Origin of the sequence: Actinomadura macrotermitis, from assembly GCF_009604375.1 — a bacterium.
Taxonomy (GTDB): domain Bacteria; phylum Actinomycetota; class Actinomycetes; order Streptosporangiales; family Streptosporangiaceae; genus Spirillospora; species Spirillospora macrotermitis.
In genome coordinates, this window is sequence record NZ_WEGH01000002.1 from 1,035,226 (window position 1) to 1,054,005 (window position 18,780).

Below are 18,780 nucleotides of genomic sequence, written 5' to 3' on the forward strand. Positions count from 1 at the left end.
GGCCGGTCTTCCCTGGTATGCCCCGGAGACGAGGTTTACCCCGACAGCCGGACCGGCATGATCAGGTAACGGTAGTTCGGGTTCTCGCCTTCCTGCGGCGGCTTGCCGGTGAGCACGGCGGGCTTGGTCGGGGTGGTGAACGACAGCCGCGCGGTGTCGGAGCCGATCGCCGACAGCCCGTCCAGCAGGAACCCGGGGTTGAAGGCGATGTCGATGTCGTCGCCCTCCAGCTCGGCCTCCAGCGCCTCCACGGCCTGCGCCTCGTCGCCGGTGCCGGCCTCCAGCACGACCTCGCCCTTGCGGAACGACAGCCGCACCGGGGTGTTGCGCTCGGCGACCAGCGACACGCGCTTGACCGCCTCGATGAACGCGCCGGTCTGGACGTCGGCGAGGCCGGCGTACTCGCTCGGCAGCAGCGAGCGGTACTTGACGAAGTCGCCGTCCAGCAGCCGCGAGGTGGTGCGACGGCCGCCGCCCGCGAAACCGATCATGCCCTCGCCCGCGCCGCCGCCCTGCGCGGCCAGCGCGATCGACACCTCGGCGCCGGCGGTCAGCGACTTGGCGGTGTCGGCGAGGGTCTTGGCGGGCACCAGGGCGACCGCGGTGAAGTCGGGGCGCTCGGGCTTCCAGTGCAGCTCGCGGACGGCCAGCCGGTAGCGGTCGGTGGAGGCGAGCGTGACGGTCTCGCCCTCGATCTCCACCCGCACGCCGGTGAGCATGGGGATGGTGTCGTCGCGGCCGGCCGCGATGGCGACCTGGGCGACGGCGGCGGCGAACTCGTCGCTGCCGACCGACCCGGCGGCCGGCGGCATCTCCGGCAGCGTCGGGTAGTCCTCCACAGGCATGGTGAGGAGTGTGAACTTCGCGCTGCCGCAGCGCAGCATCACCTTGGCGCCGTCGGTGGTCACCTCCACAGGGTGTGGAGGAAGGCTGCGCGAGATCTCGGCGAGCAGCCGGCCCGAGACCAGGGCGCTGCCCGGCTCCTCGGTGTCGATGTCGGCCGACACCTGGGCCGACACCTCGTAGTCGAACGCCGACAGCTTCAGCCGGTCGCTCGCCTCGAGGTGCATGCCCGCCAGGACGGGCACCGGGGGGCGCACCGGGAGGGTGCGCGCCGTCCAGGCCACGGCGTCGGCCAGGGCGTCTCTGTCGATGCGGAACTTCAAGGGGACCCGCCTCCTGCAGGTGTCGGACAACGGTGAGGTCGATCAGGCCCGGGGAGCGCGCTCGGGGCGCTTATCCCCAGGCCCTAAGTTGATCTTGTTTTTCTTTCTAGGTAGAGACAAGGGGTAGTACTCGTAATAGGGGCTGTGGATACTGTGCACAAGTACCGTTTTCGCAGGTCAGACCGGGTTTCTCTGTCCACCGGCCCTGTGCATGGGCGGTGGACGGGCGAAAACGATCTGGGGACGGGGAAACCGTCCCCACAGCTCGTCCCCAAGCTATCCCCCGGTTGTCCACTGGTTTTCCGCAGGTTTCCCACGCCCGCCGCCGGGTAGGTCTGTCGGACGGAGCCGACGCGGCGGTTGTCCCCAGGCCGTCCCCAGGTCGTGCACAGGTTCGTCCCCATGATGCCGGGTGGCCGTGCACAGGCGGTCCACAATCGCTCCACAGGTCGTCCACAGTCATCCTCTGGTTATCCCCTGGGTCGTCCACGGATTACGCAGAGTTATCCACAGGTTGTGCGTGGCTTGGGGGTGCCCGGGGAAGGCGCTCAGCGCTTGCGGGCCTGGTGCTTGATGCGCCCGGTGAGCTCGGTGACCTGGTTGTAGATCGCCCGCCGTTCGGCCATCAAGCTGCGGATCTTACGTTCCGCGTGCATCACCGTGGTGTGGTCGCGGCCGCCGAACTGGGCCCCGATCTTGGGCAGCGAGAGGTCCGTGAGCTCCCGGCACAGGTACATGGCGATCTGCCGCGCGGTGACGAGCATCCGCGACCGCGACGGTCCACAGAGGTCCTCGATCGTCGTGCCGAAGTACTCCACGGTCTGGGCCATGATCATCGCGGCGGTGATCTCGGGACCGGAGTCGTTGGGGATGAGGTCCTTCAGCACGATCTCGGCGAGCTTCATGTCCACCGACTGCCGGTTCAGGCTCGCGAACGCCGTCACCCGGATCAGCGCGCCCTCCAGCTCGCGGATGTTGGTCGCGATCTGCGAGGCGATGAACTCCAGCACGTCCGGCGGCGCGGCCAGTCCCTCCTGGCGGGCCTTCTTCTGCAGGATCGCGATCCGGGTCTCCAGCTCGGGCGGCTGGACGTCGGTGGTGAGGCCCCACTCGAACCGGTTGCGCAGCCGGTCCTCCAGCGTCACCAGCTCTTTGGGCGGCCGATCACTGGAGATCACGATCTGCTTGCTCGCGTTGTGCAGGGTGTTGAAGGTGTGGAAGAACTCCTCCTGCGTCTGCTCCTTGCCCTCCAGGAACTGGATGTCGTCGACCAGGAGGATGTCCACGTCCCGGTACCGCCGGCGGAACCCGTCGGCCTTGCCGTCGCGGATCGAGTTGATGAAGTCGTTGGTGAACTCCTCCGAGCTCACGTAACGCACCCGCGCGCCGTTGAACAGGCTCTGCGCGTAGTGGCCGATGGCGTGCAGCAGGTGGGTCTTGCCGAGGCCGGAGTCGCCGTAGATGAACAGCGGGTTGTAGGCCTTGGCGGGCTGCTCGGCGACGGCCACCGCGGCCGCGTGCGCGAACCGGTTGGACGAGCCGATGACGAACGTCTCGAACGTGTACTTGGGGTTCAGACGTGCGTGCTCCCCCGCCGACGCGCCCGCCGAGCTGCCGCCGGAGGAGGAGGGGGCGCCCCCGGCCGGACGCGCGTCGGAGCCCTCTTCCTCACGGAACGGGCCCTCGCCCCGGTACTGCTCACCGCCGCCTGAGAAAGAGTCGTTCTTATAGGAGTCGTCGGAACGGCTCAGCGGCTCGCCCTGCCCGCGCTGGCCCTCGCCTCCGCGCGCGCCCTGCGGCTCGCCCCGTCCGCCCTGGCGGGGGGCCGCCAGCGTGCGGTCGTTCAGGTGCGAGGGGGCATGCCCGCCGCCGGAGGACGACTGCGGGCCCTGCTGACGTCCTCCGGGGCCCTCGGCGCCATGGCCGAACCCCTCGGAGCCGCCCGGGCCGGTACGGCCTCGTCCACCGAAGCCGCCCTGCTGCTGCTGGCCGCGCCCCTCGAACGGGGAAGGACCGCCGCGTCCGCCACCGGGACCGGCTCCATAAGCAGGAGGACGGGGAGCGGCGGGGAAGGCACCGCCGTGCTCGTTGTCGCGCTGTGGCCAGCCGCGGTCCTCTTCCTGAGAGGGATATCCACTGGAGGAGGAGGGGCTGTGGGTAACTCCCGGCTGAGGACGCCCGCCGAAGCCTTTGTCCCCATATCCCTGCTCAGGATAGGAACGGTCTCCGTAGGACGGTTCGCCGGAGTACTGCTGCTCTCCGTAGGAGCGGTCCTCGTACGACTCATAAGGACGGTCCTCGTAGGACTCGTACGGCCGCTCGCCATAAGAGGAGGACTCCGAACCGCGATCATGCATGCCGGGACCAGGGTCGCCGGGCTGGGCGGTCGGCTCGGGCTGAACGGTCACCGCGACGCGGATCTCCCGGCCCAGTTCATGCGAAAGCGCCTGCGTGATGAGGTTGCGCAGCCGCGTTTCCAGCGCGTCCTTGGCGAATTCGTTCGGCGCGGCCAGCAGCGCGGTGCCCTCGACGAGCGCGAGCGGACGGACCATCGGAAGCCAGGCGCGGTAGCTCGGGGCAAGATCGCTCTCGCCGAGTGCCGTGAGGGTGCGGGCCCAGACCGATCCGAGATCCTGTCCGTCCATGCGCAAGGTCCCTCCCCAAATCCCCGTCACCGGAGTATCCGGCCACCCAGCTGTTCCGCAGGTGTGAACCGCCTCAAAGAGCACGATGGCGCCGCGGAAGGCTTACTCTCTCACGAGTTGTCCACAGAGTTGTCCACACGCTGTGCATGAGCATGGGTATGCCTGTGCAAAAGCCCACAGCGCGTGTCGGCAAGCGTGATTCGGGGGGAACAACGGGCCCCGGCGGGACAATGCGGGGCCGGAAGGGGAGGCGGGTGATCGGCGTCAAGCCGGACCGGCTCGCCGCAAGACTGTAGCGGTTTCTTTCGCATGGTCGCAACATGAACACCACGTGCCGCGCGCCTTTTTCCACAGGCCGGCGAGCCGATGTGAGATCGGCCGCCCGGCCACCGCGAAACCCGCGCCGACAAGGGGAAACAAGGTCCGCCGGAGAGGTCTCCGTTTGACCTGGCGCCCCCGTAGCCCGTAACGTTCTGAGGTCGAGTCGCATCGATGGAGATGACGCGTGCCCGCCGGCCCGCCTCGCGAGTACGGATGGGCCCCCGCTGCGGGGGACCGGACGCGGCCCTCGATGCGAGCTATCGCGCCTCAGACCCAACCGACCGCAGCACTGGAGCCTCTCGTGAGCAAGCGTACTTTCCAGCCGAACAACCGTCGTCGCCACAAGAAGCACGGCTTCCGGCTTCGGATGCGCACCCGCGCCGGCCGCGCGATCCTGTCGTCGCGCCGCGGCAAGGGCCGCGCCCGCATCGCGGTCTGATCCACCCCCCACATGCTGCCGTCCGGTAACCGGATGCGGCGGCGGGACGAGTTCACGCTGGCCGTCCGGCGCGGTCGCCGCGCCGGACGGCCGACTGTCGTGGTGCACCTTCTCCCCAGGGATCAGGAGCCCGGGGCCGGTCCCGTGCCGCCGCTGGCCGGGTTCATCGTGTCGCGCGCCGTCGGCAACGCCGTCGTCCGCAACGTGGTGCGCCGCCGCCTGCGCCACCTGGTGCGCGGGCACCTGGACCGGATTCCGGAAGGTAGCCTGCTCGTAGTGCGCGCCAACCCCGCCGCGGGGTCGGCGGGCCATGACGAACTGGCCGCGGATCTGGAGTCGGCACTGGGCCGGCTGTTGCGGCCCGCGTCCAAGGGGCGGAAATGACCAGTCGGCCGGGTGAGCCCGCGCCAGGACCGGCCGCGGGGATCGGTCCCGCGGCGCGGGTCCTGATCCTGCTCGTCCGCGGCTACCGCCGCTTCCTCAGCCCGCTGCTCGGCCAGCAGTGCCGGTTCCAGCCGTCCTGCAGCGCCTACGGCCTGGAGGCCCTCCAGGTGCACGGCGCGCTGCGCGGAAGCTGGCTGACGGCCCGGCGCATCGGCCGCTGCCACCCCTTCAACCGCGGCGGGCTCGACCCCGTCCCGCCGCGCCGGGCCGCACCGGCGGCGCCCGACACCTCCGGTGGCCGCCAGGCGGGCGGCCCCGCCCCAGCAGAGCCCAAGGAGCTGCCCGGTGCTTGATTGGCTGTACTCGATCGTCGCCCAGCTGATCGTCTGGATTCACAGCGGTCTCAGCCTGGTCGTCCCCAAGGACAGCGGCTGGGCCTGGGGCGGTGCGATCATCCTGCTGACCGTGCTGCTCCGGTTGCTGCTCGTGCCGCTGTTCGTCAAGCAGATCCACGCGTCCCGCAAGATGCAGGAGCTGAACCCCAAGGTCCAGGCGCTGCGCAAGAAGTACAAGAACGACAAGCAGCGCATGAACCAGGAGGTCATGAAGCTCTACCAGGAGAACGGCGCCAACCCGCTGTCGGGCTGCCTGCCGATCCTGGTGCAGATGCCGGTGTTCATCGGCCTCTTCCAGACGCTCAAGCGGGTCTCCGACGCCAAGGACGGCCAGGGCGTCTTCGCCATCACGCCGGACCTGGTCAAGAGCGCCCAGCACGCCAACATCTTCGGCGCGCACATCCCCGACACCTTCCTGAAGGCGTTCGGCGCGGACCCCAAGCCGTGGAGCGCGATCGTCATCACCGGCATCGCGGTGGTCATCAGCTCCATCACCACCTTCTTCACCGTCCGCTCCAGCATGAAGCGGCAGCCGGTCACCGACGACGCCAACCCGATGGCGCAGGCGCAGAAGATGATGGTCTTCCTGGCCCCGCTGTTCGGCCTGTTCGGCCTCGGCTTCCCGCTGGGCGTCCTGATGTACTGGGTGACCTCCAACAGCTGGACGCTGGTGCAGCAGCACTACATCTACTCCAAGTACCCCCCGCTCGGCGCCGACGGCAACGGCGCGGCCGGCAAGGACACGCCGCCCGGCAAGGGGTCCCCTGGCGGCGGCCTGAAGGGCAAGCTCAAGAAGGAGCCGGAGCCGGCCCCCGAGCCCGAGGCCAAGCCGCAGGTCGTCCGCAACCAGCCGACGCGCAAGCCGCGCAGCAAGCGCAGCGGCACCCCGAAGCGCTAGTTTGAGTACCGGCCTGTCGAAGAAGGAGATCCCCGTTGAGCCAGACCGACACCACTGAGGTCGACGTCCAGGCGCTCGAGCAGGAAGGCGAGATCGCCGCCGACTACATCGAGGGCCTGCTGGACATCGGTGACTACGACGGCGACATCGACATGGACGTCGAGGGCGAGCGCGCGATGGTCGCGGTCGTCGGCGCCTCCCTGGACGAGCTGGTCGGCAAGCGCGGCGAGGTGCTGGAGGCGCTGCAGGAGCTCACCCGCCTGGCGGTGCACCGGCAGACCGGCCAGCGCTCCCGGCTGATGCTCGACATCGGCGGCTACCGCGAGCGCCGCCGCGCCGAGCTGTCCAAGCTCGGCGCCGACGTCGCGGCCGAGGTGCGCCAGAGCGGCACGGCCAAGCCGCTCGCGCCGATGACCCCGTTCGAGCGCAAGATCGTGCACGACGCGATCGCGGCGGCCGGGCTGCGCAGCGAGTCCGAGGGCGAGGAGCCCGAGCGCTACGTCGTGGTCCACCCGGCGTCCTGAGCACGAACGCAGCCGGCCCCCGCACCCTTTCGGTGCGGGGGCCGTCGTGTTCCCGGCGCAGGCCGGTCCCGGTGAGCACCGCCCGGCGGAGCCTTGCGGCGTCAGCGCTGCCCGAGGGCTCGGGCGCTCAGGACTGGCGGTTCTGCCGGGCGGGATCCTGCGCGATCGAGGGGTCCATGGCGACGGCCGGGTCCTGCCCGGCGTGGCCGCGCGGCTCCGGCCGGACCGGCCGCTCGATGATCCGCTCCACCGGCTCGGCCGAGCCCTCCACCGGCCGCTCGATGATCCGCTCGACCGGCGCCTCGCCGACCGGACGTTCCACGATCCGCTCCTGCACGAGCGAGCCGCCGGCGTCGTCGCCGAACGCGGCGGGCTGGCCGCCGACCAGGCCGGCGGCGCGGCGGCGGGTGTAGGCGAGGGTGAAGACCATGCTGATGACGCCGACCAGGATCAGGATCCAGCCGACGAGATGAATGTCCACTCCGGCGAGATCGACTCGCAGGGCGAACGCCAGAATCGCACCGATGGCGATGAAAGCCAGACTGACTCCGATACCCATGTCTCGGAGCCTCCTTCCGTGACGGTCGGGCAGCACTGGTGTCTCCTGTACCCGATCGGCGGCGAATAAGCCCGGCCCCCCTGTCGCCGGGGCCACACTCACGTGCGCGCGACGCGCTGTACTGGGCGCATGCCTGTGTGCGCCGCCCCGAGCTTTTGTGGAACGATTCGCCGGTGGGGATAGCAAGCGAGGTCTTCGGGGACGCACTGCCGGTCGCGGAACGCTACGCGGAATTTCTGGCCGGGCCCGGTGTCGAGCGCGGCCTGATCGGGCCGCGCGAGGTCGACCGGCTCTGGGAGCGCCATCTCATCAACTGCGCCGTCGTGGCGGAGGCGATCCCGGCGGACGCCCGCGTCGTCGACATCGGCTCGGGCGCGGGGCTGCCGGGGCTGGTGCTGGCGATCGTCCGGCCCGACCTGAAGATCACCCTGCTCGAACCGCTGCTGCGGCGCACCACCTTCCTCACCGAGGCCGTCGGCCTGCTGGAGCTCGGCAACGTCGAGGTCCGGCGGGGCCGCGCCGAGGACGCCGCCGCCGACCTGTCGGTCGACGTGGCCACCGCGCGTGCCGTCGCCCCGCTGGAGCGGCTGGCCGGGTGGGCGCTGCCGCTGCTGCGGCCGGGCGGGGAACTGCTGGCGCTGAAGGGGGAGCGGGCCGCCACCGAGCTGGAGGAGGCCCGCCCGGTGCTGGCCCGATTCGGCGTGCGAACGGCGGAACTGCTGCAAGTCGGGCAAGGTAAGGTCGACCCGCCGACAACGCTCGTCCGTGTGGTGGCCGAGCGTGCCGCCGCACGCGCGCCCCGGCGCGCGAAAGGGTCGAGGAAGAGGTCTTCATGAGCACGGGACCAGGACTGGGCCGGCCTGACCGCGCCGGCGAATCCCCCGACGAGCAGCAGCCGGGCGCCGACGAGGCGGCGGGGGAGACCGCGCCGGAGGCCACGCCCTCCGGGCACGCCATGTGGGGAAGTACGACGTCCGGAACGGCGGACAACGTCGGCTATGTGCCGACCGGCGGGGCGGGCGCCGCGCCCGCACCGCGCGCCGGACGGCCAACTCAGGGGGAGTCGGAACTGGTGCGCGAGGCGCTCAAGGACGCCAAGGTTTCACATGAAACCACGGCGGCCGCAGGCAAGGGACAGGCCGCCGCGGCCCGCCGCGACCGGCAGTGGCCGCGGCCCGGCAGCTGCCGGATCATCACGATCGCCAACCAGAAGGGCGGCGTCGGCAAGACCACCAGCTCGGTGAACCTGGCCGCCTCGCTGGCCCAGCACGGCGCGCAGGTCCTGGTCGTCGACCTGGACCCGCAGGGCAACGCCTCCACCGCGCTCGGCATCGACCACCACGCGGACGTGCCGTCGATCTACGACGTGCTCATCGAGGACACCCCGCTCGCCGACATCGTCGTGCAGGCCCCCGAGATCCCCAACCTGTTCTGCGCCCCCGCCACGCTGAACCTGGCCGGCGCGGAGATCGAGCTGGTCTCCAAGGTGGCCCGCGAGTCCCGGCTGCAGCGCGCGCTGGAGGCCTACGACACCGACAAGTACGACTACGTGCTGATCGACTGCCCGCCGTCGCTCGGCCTGCTCACCGTCAACGCCCTGGTCGGCGGCAACGAGCTGCTCATCCCGATCCAGTGCGAGTACTACGCGCTGGAGGGCCTCGGCCAGCTGATCCGCACGGTGGAACTGGTCCGCTCGCACCTGAACCCGACGCTCAGCGTCTCCACGATCCTGCTGACGATGTACGACGCGCGCACCCGGCTCGCCGCGCAGGTCGCCGAGGACGTGCGCAACCACTTCGGCGACGTGGTGCTGAAGACGGTGATCCCGCGCAGCGTCCGGGTGTCGGAGGCCCCCAGCTACGGCCAGTCCGTCATCACCTACGACCCGGGCTCCAGCGGCGCCCTCGCCTACAGCGAGGCCGCCTCCGAGATCGCCCACCGCAACACTGGAGCAGCCGAGTGAGCCTGCCACGGCGCGGCCTGGGCAAGGGCCTGGAGTCGCTGATCCCCACCGCCCCGCCGCCTCCCCCGGCCACCGGCCACGACATCTGGCACGGCACGGACGGCGGCTCCGACGGCGCGGCCACCGGCGCCGGCCCGGGCTCGCAGCCGGTCGCGGGCGCCTACTTCGCCGAGCTGCCGCCCAAGTCGATCCGGCGCAACCCGCGCCAGCCGCGCACCCACTTCGACGAGGAGGCGCTGCAGGAGCTGGCCGAGTCGATCTCCATCGTGGGGCTGCTGCAGCCGATCGTGGTCCGCCGGATCGACTCGGCCGAGCACGACTACGAGCTGATCATGGGCGAGCGGCGCTGGCGGGCGTCCCAGGAGGCGGGCCTCACCGCCGTCCCGGCCATCATCCGCGCCACCGCGGACGACGACATGCTCCGCGACGCGCTCATGGAGAACCTGCACCGCCAGCAGCTCAACGCGCTGGAGGAGGCGGCGGCGTACGCGCAGCTGCTGGAGGACTTCGGCGTCACCCACGAGCAGCTCGCGGTGCGCATCGGCCGGTCCCGCCCGCACATCAGCAACACGCTGCGGCTGCTGAACCTGCCGCCGGCGGTGCAGCGGCGCCTCGCCGCGGGCGTCATCTCCGCGGGCCACGCCCGGGCGCTGCTGTCGCTGGACAGCGTCGAGGCGCAGGAGCACCTGGCCCAGCGCATCGTGGCCGAGGGACTGTCGGTCCGCGCCGTCGAGGAGATCATCACGCTGCGCGAGGCCGAGGAGCCGGTCGAGCCGCGCCGCGGCCGCGGCAAGAAGACGGTCGCGCCGGAGCTGCGGCAGCTCGCCGACCGGCTGTCGGACCGCTACGAGACCAAGGTCCGGGTCGACATGGGCCGCAGCAAGGGCAAGATCGTCGTAGAGTTCGCGACGCTGGAGGACCTGGACCGGATCATCAAGTCCATGGCCCCCGACGACGCGGGCGTCGGCGGCTCCGAGGACTTCTGACCGCCACGTGCGACGCCCCGGTGCCCCGGTGCCGGGGCGTTCGCTTTCCCGCCCCCTAGGCGGACCGTGCGGGCGCCGGGCAGGGTATCTCGGTGAGCGCCAGAGCAGCCTCCTCACGGACACCCGGGTCGGGATGGTCCAGGAAGGGCCGGACCAGCGGGCAGGCCCGGGGATCATGGGTCGCGCTGAGGATGTAGAGGACGTATCCCAGCAGTACCGGCTCGATGCCTGCGCGGCCGGTCGCCAGAGGCGCCACGACCTCCAGCGGGAACTCGTACCGGCCGAACGCCTCGGTGATCGCGTGCAGGGCCGACTCGCGGGCCAGGAAGTCCTGCTCACCGAGCGCGGACTCCACCAGCCGGGCCACCGCCGCCGTAGCGGCGGCGAAGCCGAGCCCGCCCCCGCGCAGCAGGTCACCGATCTCGGCCGCGGCGACGTCCCGCCGCCGGGGGTCGGGGTCGCCCAACCGCGCCAGCGACTCGTCCAGAGGCTCCATGCCCGCCCTCCCATTCACAGGGAGGATTCTCCCCCTGGCAGGCCACCGCGATGATGGACGGTGGAACTGCCCGCGCTACGGATACCCGTGGCCCGCTCTGGCCGGTCCATGGACGACCGGTGACCATCACCGCTCGACTTCTCCACGGCCATCCAGTGCGACTGGAGCACGTAGTCCCCGACCAGACGCGCAAGCATCGCCTCGGCCGCGACATCACACCAACACCGACCGGCCGGCGCAGCGAAGCTCAGGTGGCTTCGCCGGTCCTGATCGGCCGGAGTTCCAGGCAGGTCGGGCACAGCCTGAAGCCTTCAGGAAGCGGTGCACCCCACGGTTCGTGGTAGCTGCACGGGAGCGGCGGACCGCCGCACACCGGCAGATCGGAGCCCTCAGGGACCGCATGCGCCACACAGATCCCAGTCCCGACGGATCGCAGGTTCGCGTAGCCAGGCGGTAGATCCGGGTCCTTGGGCACGAAGCGAAAATCGCAGCCCCACCACAGCTCAAATCCCACCAAGCGACCCTATTCCAGCGGAGTTGAGCAGATGCGCTACCGCCTGTGTTCCGGCAGGGATCCGGCCCCTCAGCTCGTAGCGGAGCCAGAGCGCGCCATTCGAACTCCGGCATCAGGGTCCAGGACCTGTCGGCTCTCGGGACCGGAGTTCCCCAGAAGGACTCCACAACCTCGCCCAGTCGCGCCGTGGCGACACCCTACGGAGCCGATGCGGTTCAGCGGGGCCTTCCGTACTTCCCAAGCCATCAGAAGCCCCTACACGCCCAAGGAGGTCATCCCCACGACCAGCCTGCTGCCAATCCGCCGCCCGCAGGCGATCGGTGAGACGCCCCACGCGTGCGAGGAGCCGCTCTACGGCTTTCCCTCAGTTCGCTGAGCGCAGGCGGTCCAGTTCGTTCCCGATCTCCTTGCGCAGGGGGTCGTGCTGCGGGCCGAGAGCGTACTGCTCGTCGGACCATCTGCTGCGGGGATAGAGCCACACTGGCCTGCCCACCAGGTCGGGCGGCTCCCATTCGAACCGGGGCCAGACGTGCGCATGCAAGAAATGGTCGGTGTTGCCGAGGATCTCCAGATTGACCCGGCGGAAAGCCGCGTCCAAGCGCCGGGACGCCCGCTCGACCGCCTCTCCAAGGAGGTCCATGTCGGACAGGAACGCCATCCGCCTGCTCCGAGGGAGATCCGACAGTCTCTCCACCTTGGGGTCGTCCGCCAGCAGCACCGAGTAACCGGGCAGGAACTGCACATCGCCGATCACCGCGAAGCCTGCGTCCAGATGCCTGAGCACGGTGGGGTTCTCACCACGCAGCGCACTTCCGATCCGGTCCAGCCGCCAGTCGCCGGTCATGGCCTCGAACCTACCTGGACACGGTCGCCCGCTCCCGGACGGCTGGCCGGGAAACAGCGGCAAAGCCTTTTCGGCGGCATAGGCGCCATACCGTCCCCAGCGTGGAAAAACAAGATCCGATAGGCCAATGGATGACCGGAACGGCCAATATTGGTCGCAAATCCCTGTGCCGGTGGCGGCGGTACTATCTTGCGCCCATGATCAAAGACCACAGGGGCCGACGGGCCGGGCGGCGCCTCCTCGCGTTGTGGGCGGCGTTCGCCGTCGCGCTGACGCTGCCGGTGGCCGCATCGGCGAGCACGCCCGGGGTGTCGATCCCCAAGGACGAATCCCCGCATAACACCGCGCGTGAGTGGTGGTACTACACCGGCCACCTCGACGGGGTGGACTCGCGCGGCAAGCGCCGTTCCTACGGCTTCGAGCAGGTCTTCTTCCGCAACCGCATCCAGTACCCGACCCTGGAGGGCTACGCGGCCAACCTCGCCGTCACCGACCTCACCGGCGACGGCTTCAAGTGGGAGACGCGGACGGCCGGCCAGCCCGACAACCTGCCGGCGGGCGGCGGCTACGACATCGCCGTCCAGGACTGGAACATGGCCGGCAAGAGCGGCCAGTACCGGCTCGGCGGCGGCTTCCAGGACGGGTCCTACAAGCTCGCCCTCAACCTGGAGCAGCGGACGCCGCCCGCCCTGCACGGCGAGTACAAGGACGTGAAGGGCCTGATCGACTACGCGCAGTGGGGCGAGTCGTTCTACTACTCCTACACCAACCTCAAGACGACCGGGACGATCTGGGACCACGGCGAGCCCATCAAGGTCACCGGTACCTCCTGGTTCGACCACCAGTACGGCGACTTCACGCGGGGCTACGGGAGCTGGGACTGGTTCAGCGTCCAGCTCACGAACGGCACCCAGTACATGGTCTACCTGATCAAGGACCGGACGGGCGTCGTGCGCCGGACCGGAACGCTCGTCCGCAAGGACGGCTCGACGGTGAACCTCCCGGCGAAGTCGCTGTACGCCGAGGCGCTCGGCACGTGGAAGAGCCCGGTGACGGGACTCAGCTACTCCAGCGGCTGGAAGGTGCACGTCCCCGGCGGATGCCTCACCATCAAGCCGCGCCGCCTCGACCAGGAGGTCGCCTGGGAGGACGCTCCCGGCGGCGGCTACTGGGAGGGCGACTCGTCCGTCACCGGCACCATCGACGGCGACTCCGTCACCGGCCGGAGCTACGTGGAGATCACCACCCCGGACGACACCTTCTGATTCACGGGCGATACCGGAGGAAACGCCCTCCGATATCGCCCGTGAATCCGCTGCACGCCCACAGCGCCTCCCCTGGCCCTCCCGTTTCACGGGAAACCGAACGCCGATGACCACTCATCACCGGCCGGGCCACCGGGAGGCGCTGCGGCATTCCCGGCGAAAACAGTCGCCCGCTGCGCGCCTTCACCCACTCGCCCAACTAGAGGAGCCCCATGTTTCCCGTGAAACGTAGAGCGACTCAGGCCCAGCGAGGCCATATGAAGCACAGCAGGCCCTTCGAGTGAGGTGCCGCTGCCCTCCCTGGCCTCCTGGCGAGCCCGCCCGTCGCAGCCGGCTACCAGGATTCTTCTGCGGCGGAGGCTGAGGCGCCTCCCTGTTCCCCACAGCCATAACAGCCGCCATCGTGACTAGGCGCGGGCATCGTTGAAGGCCTGCCGGACGTCTCGGATTGCCTTGACCGCAGACTTAGGTGAGCGCCGTGGTCATGGTGCCGCCTTCGTGATCAGGTGCGAGCATCGTTGCACCACCGGATGGGTTGGCTTACCTGGCCACAGCCTCAGATGGGCGCCACCATCTGTCCACTTGTCTCGGGAGACGTCGACCGCTGGGCCTCCCCTGGTACGCAGCCGAACTCGCGTCCACCCACAGGGCATATGACCACGGAGCCTCCCCCTTGCCTCCATCCTGTTTCACGGGAAACCAACCCTGGCACTCAGTCGCCAGCTACAGCACTCGGCATGCCTCCTGAAACCAGCCATGGATGCACACCCCAGCCACCTGCACAGCAAGAAGGAAGCCATGTTTCCCGTGAAACACGCACCTCACGGTGCTTGGACCGTTGACTCTCTGGCGTCGCAACCTCCTCACGGACGACTCATTCGGGCGGGCCGCGCTGCGGAAGCAGGAGTAGTGGGATGAGGCCTGGGCGTGGAATGCCCGCTAGGTGACCGATCGGCGACGCGTGTTTCCCGTGAAACATGCGCATGGGGAGGTCTGGAGCGTTGGCTTCCTGCTGGCACGGCGCCCTCGTGGACGTCTCGCACGGGACGGGTCGTACTGCTGATGTAGGTCTGCCGGGGGACCTGGTCTTTTGTAGAGCGATCGCGCAGCGGACTTTCGTTTCGGATGCTGCGGGCGAGGCTCGCCTGGCCGCCCTGCCGGTGCTGGCGCATGAGCCGCAGAAGTGGGCGGTGCGCAGCGCCGCCCGACTGAGAACGACGCAGAGGCGGTTGCTGCGGATGGGGCAGGCACTCGCTGGCGTTCTCTCGAAGAGAAGTGCAGCGCGTCAGAGCGTTCCTAAGGTCTGTCCGGTGGAACTTCGGTGGTGCCTCTGGACTGCCGGGTCGGCGGTTGCATCTGTCGGGCGTGGCCATTTCGTCTGACGGTGGATGGGATCCGAGGGTGGCCCAGTGCGTTGCCGGGCCCGTCGCGCAGAAGTCGCTGGTTCGTTCTTCCGTAGCCGTAGCCGTAGCCGTAGCGAGTAAGCGGGCTGGCGGCCCGGTGATGCTGGGCGTCCGGGTTCACGGTTGACGCGGTCAGCACCCCCCTGGGGCCCACTGGACGGTCTGAAGGCGCCCAACGCGTGCCAGGAGGCTTGGTGAACTGCTCGCGGAACGCGGAGCTCCGGGGCCGGTGAAGGGGAGGAAGGCAGCCGGGGCGGCGGCAACCGGCCCGGTACGTGGCCGGCCCACTTACGCCCTCACACCGGAGGATGTGGAGATCTGGCGTGAGGAAGCCGAGCAGATCCAGGCAGTGCTTCGTGGAAGAGCGCCGGCCGGGCAGTAGGGGCGGCATTGGCCTGGTATGCACGGGCGCGAATTCGATCTGCAGGCTCAGGAAGAACGTTGGCTGCCACATTTCCCGAGCCGAGAGGGCAGTGGTGGTGCTCCTCTGCGGCTTTGGCCGGGGTGGGCTCAGTCGGCGAGCACGCCGGTCACGTCGCTGATGCTGGTGAGTTCGGGGAACTGGACGAGCCACCAGTTGGCGCCGGCCTCCCGGTAGGGGGCCGGGTCCTCGTCAGGGGCGCCGCCCACCGCCACCGCGAAGTCCTGGAGATCCCCGCGCTGCTGTTCGATCTGGTCGAGCATCTGGCGCAGGCCGTCCGGGGTGGTTTCCGGGCAGAGGCCGTCGAAGCGGGCGGCCCGTCGCAGGGGAGCGGGCTTGACCGACTGCGCAGCGACCCAGATCGGTATGCGCGGACGCTGTACCGGGCGCGGCAGGAACCGAAGTCCGTCGACGCGGTAGTGGCGGCCCCGGTGGGTGACCGGCTCACCGGACCACATGCGGCAGACGACGTCCAGGCCTTCGTCGAGCATCTCGGCCCGCGTGCGCGCGTCGTCGACTTCACCCAGTTTGGAGAGTTCGCCGCCGTTGTCCGCGCCGAGCCCGACGCCGAGGACGAGGCGCCCCGCGCTGAGCCGGTCGATGGCGACCGCCTGCCGGGCCACGTCCTGGGGCCGGCGGCGGGACAGCGGGGTGATCCGGGTGCCGATCGTGATCCGTTCCGTGCGCATGGCGATGGCCGCCAGGGCGATCCACGCATCGCAGACGGGGAGGTCGGGCTGGTTCGGGCGTACGACGTGGTCCCAGAGGAACACGCCGTCGAACCCGGCAGCCTCCGCCCGGGCTGAGAGATCGGCGAGCACGGCGGGGTCGGCCAGCTCGCCGAAGGGCGGAAGGTACAACGCATGGCGCACCCGGCCGATCCGAACACGTGCCGGCACAGGGATGCCCGGCGACACTCCGGTCTTGGCCCAAAGGTCGCACGAGAGGGACCGTGCGGTGGCTTGATGGGCAGGACGGCGCAGAAGCATGTGGAGCCCGCGCGGCGTGCCCTACACGTTTGCGGCCCGCCGAGCGCCGATCCTCTGCACGAGCCATGACCTGACACGCGACGGAAGCCGAGCGGTGGAGAGCATCGCAGCCCACCCTGACTGGGTGTGTGCGGTCGACGTATCTCAAGGCGGCTCCTGGGAAGAGCGGCAGGGATCCGCACGTGCCGATGCCGGATGGGCGTAGCGGCAGCCGGGTGTTGGTGCGGCATGGATGTGGCTCGTCCGCTAGCCGGTGTGCGGTAACGCGCCCCGTACCGGGATGCCTGGGGAAAGTGGCAGGGATCCGCACGCGCCGCGACTTCAGCGCGCAGCGGATGCTGGATGGGCGTAGCGGTAGCCGGGTGCTAGTGCGGTACGGATGTAGCTCGCCCGCTAGTCCGGTGCGCGGCAACGCGCCCGCCCCGTACCGGATTCCTGGAGAGGGCGGCAGGGATCCGCACGTGCCGAGACCTGAGCGCGCAGCAGATGCTGGATGGGCGTAGCGGCAGCCGGGTGTTGGTGCGGCATGGATGTGGCTCGTCCGCTAGCCGGTGTGCGGTAATGCGCCCCGTATCGGGATTCCTGGAGAGGGCGGCAGGGATCCGCACGTGCCGCGAGCTGAGCGCGCAGCGGATGCTGCCTGGGTGTAGGGCAGCCGGGTGCTGGTAGCCGGTGTGCGGTTGACGCGTCTCACGCGCGGCGTACCGAGTTCTTGGGGAGAGCGGCAGGAATCGCGGATGCCGATGCCGCATGAGCGTAACGGTGGTCAGGCGCTGGTGCGGTACGGGTGTAGTCCGTCGCTAGGGGGGTTTGCGGTTGGTGGCGGCTCACGAGCGGCGCACTGGAGCTCTTGGAGAAAACAGCAAGCATCGTGTGCTGCACCTTGCATGGCGTTGAGGTCGGGGTGAGGTGCGCGGCAGGTGCCGCCGCCTGGGCGCAGGGGCAGCCAAGCGTGGGGAGCGGCGTGGATACAGTCCGTCCGCTGGGGTCGGGTGTGCGCGGCTGTCGCGGCTCAAGTGCGGCGCACTGGGGCTCTGGGAGAGCAGCAGCGACCGTGTGTGCCGCGCTTGTCGTCGGCGCTTGGATTGAGTGCGCTGTAGGTGCCGCACGGACGTAGGGGCGGGCGGGTGCTGCTGGCCGGTACGGGCGTAGCTCGCCCCCTCCCAGCTGAGTGTGCGGTTGAAGCGCCATACGCGGGCGCACCAGGCTCCGGTGCAGAGCGACAGGCACCGCGCGTGCCATGTCTTGAGCACACCGATGCCGCCCAGGGGCAGCAGGCAGCCAGGTGAAGTGGCGGCGCGGATGCACCCCGTTCGCTGGCCGGGGGCGCGGTTGGGGAGAACGGCAGGAACCGTTTGCCATGCATGGCGCTGGCGGTGGTGCTGGGTGCGCGGCAGATACCACGTGGGTGCAAGCGAGGCGGCTCGCATGCGGTGCGCCGGAGGCTGAGAAGTGCATCAGGTGGCTGCGCCTGCCACACGTTAGGTGGTGTGGCTGCGCTCAAATTCTGGAAGTGGCCCCAGGCGATGCTGCGCGGCGGCCCGAGTCATGCTGCTCGTTCGCCGGGCCGCTGGCGGGATGTTTCACGGGAAACGGCGGAGCAGGAGGTCGTGGCAGACCGTGCCGAGGTCGAGGCCCGCGGCCTTCACCGCGCGGGGCAGCAGGCTCGTCTCGGTCATCCCCGGGGCGACGTTGACCTCCAGGAAGTGGACCTCGCCGTCGGCGTCGACGATGAGGTCGGTGCGGGACAGGTCGCGCAGGCCGAGCGCGCGGTGCGCGGTGACGGCGGCCTCGGTGGCGCGGGCGGCGGCCGCGGGGGACAGCCGGGCCGGGGTGACGAACTCGGTGTCCCCCGCGTCGTAGCGGGCCGTGTAGTCGTACCGGCTGTCCGGCGCGACGATCTCGACGGCGGGCAGGGCGTGCGGCCCGTCGGCCAGCTCGATGACGCTGACCGCGACCTCGGTGCCCTCGACGTGGCGTTCGATGAGGGCCGCGTCGCCGTAGGCGAAGCAGCCGACCATGGCGGCCGGCAGGTCCTGGGCGCGCCGGACGACGGAGGTGCCGAGCGCCGAACCGCCCCGGGTGGGCTTGACGAACAGCGGGAGGCCGAGGACGCCGATCACGCGGTCCAGGACGGCGCCCGCGCCGAGGTCGTGGAAGACCTCCTTCGGCAGCGCGATGGAGTCGGGCGTGCAGAGGCCCGCGCGGCGGACGACGGTCTTGGCGGCCGGCTTGTCCCAGGCGATGCGGCAGGCGTCCGGGCGGGCGCCGACGTAGGGGAGGCCCAGCAGCTCCAGGACGCCGCGGACCGAGCCGTCCTCCCCCGTCGCGCCGTGCAGGACGGGGAAGACCACGTCCGGAGGGTCGTTCGTCAGCCGGTCCAGGAGGGAGGCGTCGGTGTCGTACAGCACCACCGGGATGTCCAGCGCCCGCAGGGCAGCGGTGACGCGCCGCCCGGACCGCAGCGACACCTCCCGCTCGAACGACATACCCCCGGCGAGGACGACGACGTGCCCGAGTTCCAAGACGTGCCTTTCACAGGAGACGAAAGAACGCCGGTCCCCCGCG

At 70.1% G+C, this 18,780-nt stretch carries 16 protein-coding genes; 9 read left to right on the forward strand and 7 right to left on the reverse strand.

Annotation, left to right across the window (positions count from 1 at the left end):
- Positions 1–35 precede the first annotated feature (35 nt).
- Both dnaN and dnaA read right to left on the reverse strand, forming a co-directional pair.
- Positions 36–1,166: a DNA polymerase III subunit beta gene (gene dnaN / locus ACRB68_RS16685; protein WP_153533358.1), complete on the reverse strand. Its 1,131-nt coding sequence runs from the start codon at positions 1,164–1,166 to the stop codon at positions 36–38.
- Positions 1,167–1,714: 548 nt separating this feature from the next.
- Positions 1,715–3,811, reverse strand: coding sequence for a chromosomal replication initiator protein DnaA (gene dnaA, locus ACRB68_RS16690; RefSeq protein WP_153533359.1), 2,097 nt, complete (start codon positions 3,809–3,811; stop codon positions 1,715–1,717).
- 622 nt (positions 3,812–4,433) lie between these two features.
- Here dnaA and rpmH point away from each other — a divergent pair.
- From rpmH to ACRB68_RS16715, 5 genes are read left to right on the forward strand one after another with little or no spacing between them, the layout of a single operon-like run.
- The gene (rpmH, locus tag ACRB68_RS16695; RefSeq protein ID WP_021592695.1) at positions 4,434–4,571 is read left to right on the forward strand and encodes a 50S ribosomal protein L34; all 138 of its coding nucleotides are present in this window, start codon (positions 4,434–4,436) and stop codon (positions 4,569–4,571) included.
- A 12-nt stretch (positions 4,572–4,583) separates the two neighbouring features.
- Positions 4,584–4,955: a ribonuclease P protein component gene (rnpA, locus tag ACRB68_RS16700; RefSeq protein WP_153533361.1), complete on the forward strand. Its 372-nt coding sequence runs from the start codon at positions 4,584–4,586 to the stop codon at positions 4,953–4,955.
- Positions 4,952–5,308: a membrane protein insertion efficiency factor YidD gene (gene yidD / locus ACRB68_RS16705; RefSeq protein WP_153533362.1), complete on the forward strand. Its 357-nt coding sequence runs from the start codon at positions 4,952–4,954 to the stop codon at positions 5,306–5,308. The genes rnpA and yidD overlap by 4 nt, the downstream gene beginning before the upstream one ends.
- Positions 5,301–6,248 carry a membrane protein insertase YidC gene (gene yidC, locus ACRB68_RS16710; RefSeq protein ID WP_328594308.1) on the forward strand — a complete coding sequence of 316 codons (948 nt, stop codon included), beginning with the start codon at positions 5,301–5,303 and terminating at the stop codon, positions 6,246–6,248. The genes yidD and yidC overlap by 8 nt, the downstream gene beginning before the upstream one ends.
- A 35-nt stretch (positions 6,249–6,283) precedes the next feature.
- On the forward strand, positions 6,284–6,772 hold the full coding sequence (locus tag ACRB68_RS16715) for a Jag family protein (protein ID WP_153533363.1): 489 nt from the start codon (positions 6,284–6,286) through the stop codon (positions 6,770–6,772).
- Between the two features lie 127 nt (positions 6,773–6,899).
- Here ACRB68_RS16715 and ACRB68_RS16720 read toward each other — a convergent pair whose 3' ends face one another.
- Positions 6,900–7,331 (reverse strand): DUF6458 family protein, encoded by a 432-nt coding sequence (locus ACRB68_RS16720; RefSeq protein ID WP_153533364.1) that lies wholly within the window; start codon positions 7,329–7,331, stop codon positions 6,900–6,902.
- A 155-nt stretch (positions 7,332–7,486) separates the two neighbouring features.
- Between ACRB68_RS16720 and rsmG the strand changes: the two genes are divergently transcribed.
- From rsmG to ACRB68_RS16735, 3 genes are all read left to right on the forward strand, one after another.
- Positions 7,487–8,167: a 16S rRNA (guanine(527)-N(7))-methyltransferase RsmG gene (gene rsmG, locus ACRB68_RS16725; protein ID WP_153534966.1), complete on the forward strand. Its 681-nt coding sequence runs from the start codon at positions 7,487–7,489 to the stop codon at positions 8,165–8,167.
- A 236-nt stretch (positions 8,168–8,403) separates the two neighbouring features.
- The gene (locus ACRB68_RS16730; RefSeq protein ID WP_407924298.1) at positions 8,404–9,294 is read left to right on the forward strand and encodes a ParA family protein; all 891 of its coding nucleotides are present in this window, start codon (positions 8,404–8,406) and stop codon (positions 9,292–9,294) included.
- On the forward strand, positions 9,291–10,280 hold the full coding sequence (locus tag ACRB68_RS16735) for a ParB/RepB/Spo0J family partition protein (RefSeq protein ID WP_328594310.1): 990 nt from the start codon (positions 9,291–9,293) through the stop codon (positions 10,278–10,280). The genes ACRB68_RS16730 and ACRB68_RS16735 overlap by 4 nt, the downstream gene beginning before the upstream one ends.
- Before the next feature lie 55 nt (positions 10,281–10,335).
- Here ACRB68_RS16735 and ACRB68_RS16740 read toward each other — a convergent pair whose 3' ends face one another.
- Together ACRB68_RS16740 and ACRB68_RS16745 are read right to left on the reverse strand one after the other, a co-directional pair.
- A complete protein-coding gene (locus ACRB68_RS16740) occupies positions 10,336–10,776 on the reverse strand; it encodes a HEAT repeat domain-containing protein (RefSeq protein WP_153533365.1) in 441 nt (146 codons plus the stop codon).
- Positions 10,777–11,654: 878 nt separating this feature from the next.
- A complete protein-coding gene (locus tag ACRB68_RS16745) occupies positions 11,655–12,134 on the reverse strand; it encodes a diadenosine tetraphosphate hydrolase (protein WP_153533366.1) in 480 nt (159 codons plus the stop codon).
- Positions 12,135–12,331: 197 nt separating this feature from the next.
- Between ACRB68_RS16745 and ACRB68_RS16750 the strand changes: the two genes are divergently transcribed.
- Positions 12,332–13,399: a carotenoid 1,2-hydratase gene (locus ACRB68_RS16750; RefSeq protein WP_194293341.1), complete on the forward strand. Its 1,068-nt coding sequence runs from the start codon at positions 12,332–12,334 to the stop codon at positions 13,397–13,399.
- 1,913 nt (positions 13,400–15,312) lie between these two features.
- On the opposite strand, the gene ACRB68_RS16755 is transcribed toward ACRB68_RS16750, so the two are convergent.
- A complete protein-coding gene (locus ACRB68_RS16755) occupies positions 15,313–16,095 on the reverse strand; it encodes an LLM class flavin-dependent oxidoreductase (protein WP_328594311.1) in 783 nt (260 codons plus the stop codon).
- Between the two features lie 1,700 nt (positions 16,096–17,795).
- Positions 17,796–18,737, reverse strand: coding sequence for a D-alanine--D-alanine ligase family protein (locus ACRB68_RS16760; protein WP_153533369.1), 942 nt, complete (start codon positions 18,735–18,737; stop codon positions 17,796–17,798).
- Positions 18,738–18,780: the final 43 nt, after the last annotated feature.

What these genes read in the sequence shown, in the direction of transcription:
- ACRB68_RS16720 (WP_153533364.1), bottom strand. Translation starts at nt 7,331, where the DNA reads ATGGGTATCGGAGTCAGTCTGGCTTTCATCGCCATCGGTGCGATTCTG.
- rnpA (WP_153533361.1), top strand. Translation starts at nt 4,584, where the DNA reads ATGCTGCCGTCCGGTAACCGGATGCGGCGGCGGGACGAGTTCACGCTG.
- ACRB68_RS16740 (WP_153533365.1), bottom strand. Translation starts at nt 10,776, where the DNA reads ATGGAGCCTCTGGACGAGTCGCTGGCGCGGTTGGGCGACCCCGACCCC.
- ACRB68_RS16750 (WP_194293341.1), top strand. Translation starts at nt 12,332, where the DNA reads ATGATCAAAGACCACAGGGGCCGACGGGCCGGGCGGCGCCTCCTCGCG.
- ACRB68_RS16745 (WP_153533366.1), bottom strand. Translation starts at nt 12,134, where the DNA reads ATGACCGGCGACTGGCGGCTGGACCGGATCGGAAGTGCGCTGCGTGGT.
- dnaA (WP_153533359.1), bottom strand. Translation starts at nt 3,811, where the DNA reads ATGGACGGACAGGATCTCGGATCGGTCTGGGCCCGCACCCTCACGGCA.
- yidD (WP_153533362.1), top strand. Translation starts at nt 4,952, where the DNA reads ATGACCAGTCGGCCGGGTGAGCCCGCGCCAGGACCGGCCGCGGGGATC.